This window comes from Flavonifractor sp., from assembly GCF_019422385.1.
GTDB classification, from domain to species: domain Bacteria; phylum Bacillota; class Clostridia; order Oscillospirales; family Oscillospiraceae; genus Flavonifractor; species Flavonifractor avistercoris.
In genome coordinates this window covers 1-7,177 of record NZ_JAHZDL010000110.1, presented here as the reverse complement: position 1 = coordinate 7,177, position 7,177 = coordinate 1, and the positions used below count along the sequence as shown (strand labels likewise).

Genomic DNA, 7,177 nt, shown 5'->3' with positions numbered 1-7,177 from the left:
CAGGGCAGTGCGGAGACAAGGGAGGCCGTGGCGGAGGTGCTTTCAGACAAGCACATTTGACCGCGTATTGCAAAACGTGAAAGAAATTTGCAGAATTTTTGGAGAAATAAAATTTTCTTCGAAAAGCATATTGACAAAACACCCTCGGAATTATACAATCTACACAATGGACGAGACGTCCTGGAAAGAAAAATTTATCGAAAATGAGGAGGAAGAACAATGAACATGAAGAAACCTCTTGCGCTCCTGCTCGCCGCCGGTATGACTCTGGGGCTGGCCGCCTGCGGCAACGGCTCCCAGGGTAACAGTGAATCCCCCGCGCCCGGCGGCGAGACCGGCGGCAGCTCCAGCGGCGCCGTTGAACTCAACCTCTGGTCCTTCAATGTCGGTGGGTTTGCCGAGGCATCCAATTGGGAGCCTATCATTGCTGCTTTCAATGAGCAGAATCCCGATATCAAGATCACCGTCACTCCCATCAACTATCAAGACGGTGATCAGAAGCTGACCTCCGCCATCACCGCTGGCACCGGCCCCGACATCATTTTCGAGGGCCCCGAGCGTATCGTGGGCAACTACGCCCGTGAGGGCCTGATGGTGGATCTGTCCGACCTGTGGGAGACTGGCGGCTCCGACATTGCCGAGGGCATCTCCTCCGTGTCTCAGTTGGACGGCACCTACTACATGTATCCCCTGAGCGTGGCCGCTCACTGTATGGCCATCAACTACGAGGCCTTTGAGGCGGCCGGTGCCCTCCAGTATATCGACGAGGAAACCCGCACCTGGACCACCGACAACTTCGTAAAAGCCATGGAGGCCGTTCGTGACGCCGCGGCGGCGGGCACCGTCAACGTTGCCACCCCCGGCATCATCTACTGCGGAGCCCAAGGCGGGGACCAGGGTACCCGCGCCCTCGTCAACAACCTGTACTCCGACTACTATGTCAATGAGGACGGCACCTCCTACACCGCCAACAGCGAGAACAACGTGAAGGCCCTGACCCTGCTGCAGACCATGGTGAACGACGGCTCCCTGTCCGCCAACGCCAGCTACGCTGCCGCCGACGAGCTGCAGTCCTTCGCCAACCAGACCTGCGCCGTGACCTTCTGCTGGAACTACTCCAACTACACCCAGTACGCCGAGCAGACCCAGTTCACCCCCTTCGCCATGGCCTTCCCCTCCGACGACGGCACCCCCGAGCTGGAGATGGCCGGCCCCTACGGCTTCGGCGTGTTTGACAACGGCGACCAGGCCAAGATCGACGCCGCCAAGAAGTTCATCCAGTTCGTGTGCGACGACCAGGCTGCCGGCACCGAGGCCGTGAAGACCACCGGCTTCTTCCCCGTCCACTCCGACTGGGGCGACGTCTATGAGGGCGACGCCGATGCCGAGCTGCGCGCTCCCTTCGCTCTGATGAGCGACTACCTGGGCCGCTACTACAACCTGACCGGCGGCTGGACTGAGCAGCGCGGCTTCTGGTGGCCCATGCTGGCTGAGATCCTCACCACCGGTGCTGATCCTCAGACCGCGGCCGACAGCTTCGTGGAGCAGGCCAACGCCAACATCGGCTGAGCTTACTTACCGGAGCATCTGATCTAAATTGTGCACTCCTGTGCCCGCTCCCTGCTGAGAGGGGGCGGGCACAGCCTCTTTTCCCGGTGCGGGAAAGGCAGAAAACCACTTGAAAGAGAGGGAGATTCATGGCGCAAAACACCGCAGCGGCGACCGCCGAGCGGAAGCCTAAAAAGCAGAAGCAGTCCCAGTTCTCCGGCATGAGCAAGGCCCTGGTGCGCAGAGAGACCATCTCCGCCTACCTGTTCCTGCTGCCCAGCCTGATTTTCTTCATCGGGTTTGTGGTGATCCCCATGTTCATCTGCGTGTTCTACAGCTTCACGGAGTATGGACTGGGCGGCATCAAGGGCTTCGCCGGGCTGAGCAACTACATCAAGCTGTTCCAGGATCCCGTGTTCCACAAGGGCTTTATCAACACCCTGATCATCGTGGTGGTGGCGGTGCCCACCGTCACCGCCTTCTCCCTGTGGGTGAGCTCCGCCATCTACAAGATGCACGCCATCCCCCGTTCCTTCTTCCGCTGCGTGTTCTACCTGCCGGTGGTCACCGGCTCGGTGGCCATCACCGTGGTGTGGAAGTGGATCCTCAACCCCTACAACGGCATCCTCAATCAGGTAACCAACAACGTGGGCTTTGACTGGCTGGGCAACCAGCGCACCGCCCTCTGGTTCATCATCCTCATCCTCTTTACCACCTCCATCGGCCAGCCCATCGTGCTCTACGTGGCGGCCCTGGGCAACGTGGATCAGTCCCTCATCGAGGCCGCCCAGGTGGACGGCGCCACCAAGCTCCAGGTGTTCTGGAAGATCAAGTGGCCCCAGATCATGCCCACCACCCTCTACGTGCTGGTCATCACCACCATCAACTCCTTCCAGTGCTTCGCGCTGATCCAGCTGCTGACCAAGGGCGGGCCGCTGAACTCCACCATGACCATCATGTATCAGGTGTACGACACCGCCTACCGCCTCAACGACCTGGGCTACGCCAACGCCATCGGCGTGGTTCTGGCCATCATCATCGCCATTTTCTCCGCCATCCAGTTCAAAGTGGCGAAGACGGACTAAGGGGGGAGAGAGAACATGATAAACAAAAAGACCGATCTGAGCGGTACTTCCACCGGGTACAAGGTATTCGCCGTAGTGATCCTGGTTCTCATCACCCTGTTCTTCCTGTTCCCGCTGTACTGGATCGTCACCGGCTCCTTCAAGGACGCCATCGAAATCAACGCCCGTGAGCCCATCTGGTTCCCCCAGAACCCGACCGTCGACAACTATGCGCGGCTGTTTGAGCACCCCGCCTTCCTGTGGCTGTTCAACATCGTGTTTATCTCCGCCATGGCCATGATCCTGACCTGCGTCACCGCCTCTCTGGCCGGCTACGCCCTGGGCAAGAAGCGGTTCTACGGCCGCGGCATTCTGTTCACCATCATCATCTGCGCCATGGCCCTGCCCAAGCAGGTCATCGTCATCCCCCTGCTGCAGGAGATGACCGCCATCGGCCTCAACGACAACATCTGGGCCGTGATCCTGCCCACCGTGGGCTGGCCCTTCGGCGTGTTCCTGATGAAGCAGTTCTCTGAGACGGTGCCCACCGAGATTCTGGAGGCCGCCCGTGTGGACGGCGCCGGCGAGCTGCGCACCTTCTTCAGCGTGGTGTTCCCCATGATCAAGCCGGGCATCGGCGCCCTGGCCATCTTCACCTTCGTCAACACCTGGAACGACTACTTCCTCCAGCTGGTCATGCTCACCAGCGAGCGGAACTGGACGCTGCCCCTGGCCATTGCCAACCTGCAGGGCGAGATGTCCTCCGACTTCGGCCTGATCATGGCCGGCGCGGCCCTGGCCTCCATCCCCATCATCGTGGTGTTTATCGCCTTCCAGAAGTACTTCACCCAGGGCATTGCCATGGGCGCCGTGAAGGGCTGAGCCACATTTTCCACTTGCAAAAAGATCGGAATAGCTTTAGAATGAGAGAAGGAATTATCATGAGCGATCTGAACAAATACCGCGGTGTCATTCCCGCCTTTTATGCCTGTTATGACGACGAGGGGAACATCTCCCCGGAGCGGGTGCGGGGCCTGACCCGTTACCTGATCGGCAAGGGCGTCAACGGCCTGTACGTGGGCGGCTCCTCCGGCGAGTGCATCTACCAGGGCGTGGAGGAGCGCAAGGTGGTGCTGGAGAACGTCATGGCCGAGGCCAAGGGCAAGGTGGTCATCATCGCCCACGTGGCCTGCAACAACACCGCTGACAGCCGGGAGCTGGCCGCCCACGCCGAGAGCCTGGGCGTGGACGCCATTGCCGCCATTCCCCCCATCTACTTCCACCTGCCGGAGTATGCCATCGCCCAGTACTGGAACGACATCTCCGCCGCGGCTCCCAACACCGACTTCGTCATCTATAACATCCCCCAGCTGGCCGGCGTGGCCCTGACCCCCTCCCTGCTGAAGGAGATGCAGAAGAACCCCCGTGTGGTGGCGGTGAAGAACTCCTCCATGCCCGTGCAGGACATCCAGATGTGGAAGGACGCCGGGGTACTGGTGTTCAACGGCCCCGACGAGCAGTACATCTCCGGCCTGGCCATGGGCGCCTGCGCCGGCATCGGCGGCACCTACGCCGTCATGCCCGAGCTCTTCCTGAAGGTGTATGAGCACTTCCAGAAGGGCGAGATGGAGCCCGCCCGCCAGATCCAGAACGACATCGACCGTATCATCTACAAGATGTGCGAGGCCCACGGCAACCTGTATGCCGTGCAGAAGGCCATCCTGGCCAAGAACGGCGTGCCCTGCGGCTCCGTCCGCAAGCCCATGCCCGCCCTCGTCGACAGCGACACCGCTGTGGTGGACGAGGCCCATGCCATGATCGCCGCCGCCATCGCCAAATACTGCTAACGAATAGGAGCTTGCTGAATATGCGTATTTATCAAGCGGAGGACTACAAGGCCATGAGCCGCCGGGCGGCCAACATCATCTCCGCCCAGGTGATCTACAAGCCCAACTGCGTGCTGGGCCTGGCCACCGGCGGCACCCCGGTGGGCCTGTACAAACAGCTGGTGGACTGGTACAAGAAGGGGGATCTCAGCTTTGCCGAGACCCGCTCCGTCAACCTGGACGAGTACCTGGGCCTGTCCCCCCACCACGAGCAGAGCTACCGCTACTTCATGCAGGTCAATCTCTTTGACCACATCGACATCAAGCCGGAGAACACCCATGTGCTGGACGGCCTGGCCAAGAATCCCCAGGCCGAGTGCACCGCCTACAACAGGCTCATCCGCGACCTGGGCGGCATCGATCTCCAGCTGCTGGGCATGGGCCACAACGGCCACATCGCCTTCAACGAGCCCGGCGACGACTTTGGCCTGGAGACCCACGTGGTGGATCTCACCGACAGCACCATCGACGCCAACCAGCGCTTTTTTGAAAGCCGGGACGAGGTGCCCCGCCACGCCCTGAGCATGGGCATCAAGAACATCATGAACGCCAGGCGCATCCTGATGGTGGTCAGCGGCGAGGAGAAGGCCGACATTGTGTGCCGCGCCTTTGCCGGCCCGGTGACCAAGGAGGTTCCCGCCTCCGTGCTCCAGCTCCACCCCGACGTGACCCTGGTGGGCGACAAGGCCGCCCTCCACAAACTGGCAGAGGCAGGTGTGCCCGTATGCGGATAACCGGCGGTCAGGTTTTTGATCTGAAGGAGGGCTTCGTGCGGCGGGACGTGTGCTTTGACGGCCGGCTGCTCTCCAGCTCCAGCGCGGACGGCAAGACCTACGACGCCAGCGGCTGCTATGTGATCCCCGGCCTGACGGATCTCCACTTCCACGGCTGCATGGGGAAGGATTTCTCCGACGCGGATCCCGAGGGCCTGGAGATCATGGCCAAGTATGAGCTCTCCCAGGGCGTCACCCAGATCTGCCCTGCCGGCATGACCCTGCTGGAGGACCAGCTGACAAAGGTCTGTCAGGTGGCCGCCGCCCATCGGGACGCCAACAAGCCCGGCGCGGAGCTGTGCGGCATCAACCTGGAGGGTCCCTTCCTCTCCATGGCCAAGAAGGGCGCCCAGAACGGCGACTGGCTCCACGCCCCCGACGTGGATATGTTCCGCCGGCTGATGGCCGCCTCCAAGGGGCTGGTCAAGCTGGTCTCCGTCGCCCCGGAGGAGCCGGGCGCCATGGAGTTTATCGAGGCGGTGGAGGGGGAGGTCACCGTGTCCATCGCCCACACCACGGCGGACTATGACACCGCCATGGAGGCCTTCCGCCTGGGCGCCCGGCAGGTGACCCACCTGTTCAACGCCATGCCTCCCTTCAGTCATCGGGCCCCCGGCGTGGTGGGTGCCGCCCTGGACACCCCCCTGTGCAATGTGGAGCTCATCTGTGACGGCGTCCATATCCATCCCTCGGTGGTGCGGGCCGTGTTCAAGATGTTCGGCTACAAGCGGGTCATTCTCATCTCCGACACCATGCGGGCCGCCGGCATGTCCGACGGGGACTACACCCTGGGCGGCCAGGCCGTCAAGGTAAAAGGCAAGCTGGCCACCCTGGCCGATGGCACCATCGCCGGCTCGGTTACCAACCTGATGAACTGCATGCGCACTGCCGTCTCCTTCGGCATCCCCCTGGAGGACGCCGTGTGGGCCGCCGCAGTGAATCCCGCCCGGGCCATCGGCATCTTCAGCCGCATGGGCAGCCTGGAGCCCGGCAAGCGGGCCAACGTGGTGGTTCTGGATCAGAATCTGGAGCTCAAGGACGTATTTTTCCGCGGGGAACTGGTTGACCGCGGTTAAATAAGCAGCGCAACCCCTATATTCAGGCCGCGCCCCTCTACTCCATTCTCATAGGGCGGCGTGAGCCGTAAAAAAGGAGGAACATCCGCCGGGCCGGCGGTGCGGCAGTGTGGAGACCTGTCGTAACGTCCGTGGGGTTTCACTCCCTGCGGGCAAGAGGGCATTTGCGGAGGCATTGCTCTTTCGGCCCATGCAAATGGCAACTGTTACGCTGAAGAATGTGAAGAAGATCTACGACAACAAGGTGACCGCCGTCCACGACTTCAACCTGGACATCGCCGACAAGGAGTTCATCGTGCTGGTGGGCCCCTCCGGCTGCGGCAAGTCCACCACCCTGCGGATGATCGCCGGCCTGGAGGACATCTCCGATGGCGATCTGTTCATCGGCGGCAAGCGGATGAACGACGTGGAGCCCAAGGACCGGGACATCGCCATGGTCTTCCAGAGCTACGCTCTGTATCCCCACATGACGGTGTACGACAACATGGCCTTTGCTCTGAAGCTGCGCAAGACTCCCAAGGATGAGATCGACAAGAAGGTTCGCGAGGCGGCCGCCATCCTGGACATCACCCAGTACCTGGATCGCAAGCCCAAGGCCCTGTCCGGCGGCCAGCGTCAGCGTGTGGCCATCGGCCGCGCCATTGTCCGCGATCCCCAGGTGTTCCTGATGGATGAGCCTCTGTCCAACCTGGACGCCAAGCTGCGCAACCAGATGCGTGCTGAGATCATCAAGCTGCGTCAGCGCATCGACACCACCTTCATCTACGTCACCCACGACCAGACCGAGGCCATGACCCTGGGCGACCGCATCGTCATCATGAAGGATGGCT

At 61.7% G+C, this 7,177-nt stretch carries 7 protein-coding genes; all 7 read left to right on the top strand.

The window, feature by feature from the left end:
• Positions 1-219 precede the first annotated feature (219 nt).
• Positions 220-1,569 (top strand): ABC transporter substrate-binding protein, encoded by a 1,350-nt coding sequence (locus QZ378_RS11645; RefSeq protein ID WP_291258387.1) that lies wholly within the window; start codon positions 220-222, stop codon positions 1,567-1,569.
• A 128-nt stretch (positions 1,570-1,697) separates the two neighbouring features.
• Positions 1,698-2,633 carry a carbohydrate ABC transporter permease gene (locus QZ378_RS11640; protein ID WP_291258386.1) on the top strand — a complete coding sequence of 312 codons (936 nt, stop codon included), beginning with the start codon at positions 1,698-1,700 and terminating at the stop codon, positions 2,631-2,633.
• A gap of 15 nt (positions 2,634-2,648) precedes the next feature.
• Positions 2,649-3,494, top strand: a complete 846-nt coding sequence (locus QZ378_RS11635; RefSeq protein WP_291258385.1) for a carbohydrate ABC transporter permease — start codon at positions 2,649-2,651, stop codon at positions 3,492-3,494.
• A 59-nt stretch (positions 3,495-3,553) separates the two neighbouring features.
• Complete coding sequence (locus QZ378_RS11630; RefSeq protein WP_291258384.1) at positions 3,554-4,459, top strand: dihydrodipicolinate synthase family protein; 906 nt, start codon at positions 3,554-3,556, stop codon at positions 4,457-4,459.
• A gap of 20 nt (positions 4,460-4,479) precedes the next feature.
• Positions 4,480-5,232 carry a glucosamine-6-phosphate deaminase gene (nagB, locus tag QZ378_RS11625; RefSeq protein WP_191529693.1) on the top strand — a complete coding sequence of 251 codons (753 nt, stop codon included), beginning with the start codon at positions 4,480-4,482 and terminating at the stop codon, positions 5,230-5,232.
• Positions 5,223-6,347: an N-acetylglucosamine-6-phosphate deacetylase gene (gene nagA, locus QZ378_RS11620; protein WP_291258383.1), complete on the top strand. Its 1,125-nt coding sequence runs from the start codon at positions 5,223-5,225 to the stop codon at positions 6,345-6,347. The genes nagB and nagA overlap by 10 nt, the downstream gene beginning before the upstream one ends.
• 196 nt (positions 6,348-6,543) lie before the next feature.
• The coding region (locus QZ378_RS11615; protein ID WP_291258382.1) for an ATP-binding cassette domain-containing protein at positions 6,544-7,177 on the top strand (634 nt) is incomplete at its 3' end.

Bases quoted from the DNA above. Each gene is read 5' to 3' on its own strand.
- QZ378_RS11645 (WP_291258387.1), top strand. From the start codon at position 220: ATGAACATGAAGAAACCTCTTGCGCTCCTGCTCGCCGCCGGTATGACT.
- QZ378_RS11640 (WP_291258386.1), top strand. From the start codon at position 1,698: ATGGCGCAAAACACCGCAGCGGCGACCGCCGAGCGGAAGCCTAAAAAG.
- QZ378_RS11635 (WP_291258385.1), top strand. From the start codon at position 2,649: ATGATAAACAAAAAGACCGATCTGAGCGGTACTTCCACCGGGTACAAG.
- QZ378_RS11630 (WP_291258384.1), top strand. From the start codon at position 3,554: ATGAGCGATCTGAACAAATACCGCGGTGTCATTCCCGCCTTTTATGCC.
- nagB (WP_191529693.1), top strand. From the start codon at position 4,480: ATGCGTATTTATCAAGCGGAGGACTACAAGGCCATGAGCCGCCGGGCG.
- nagA (WP_291258383.1), top strand. From the start codon at position 5,223: ATGCGGATAACCGGCGGTCAGGTTTTTGATCTGAAGGAGGGCTTCGTG.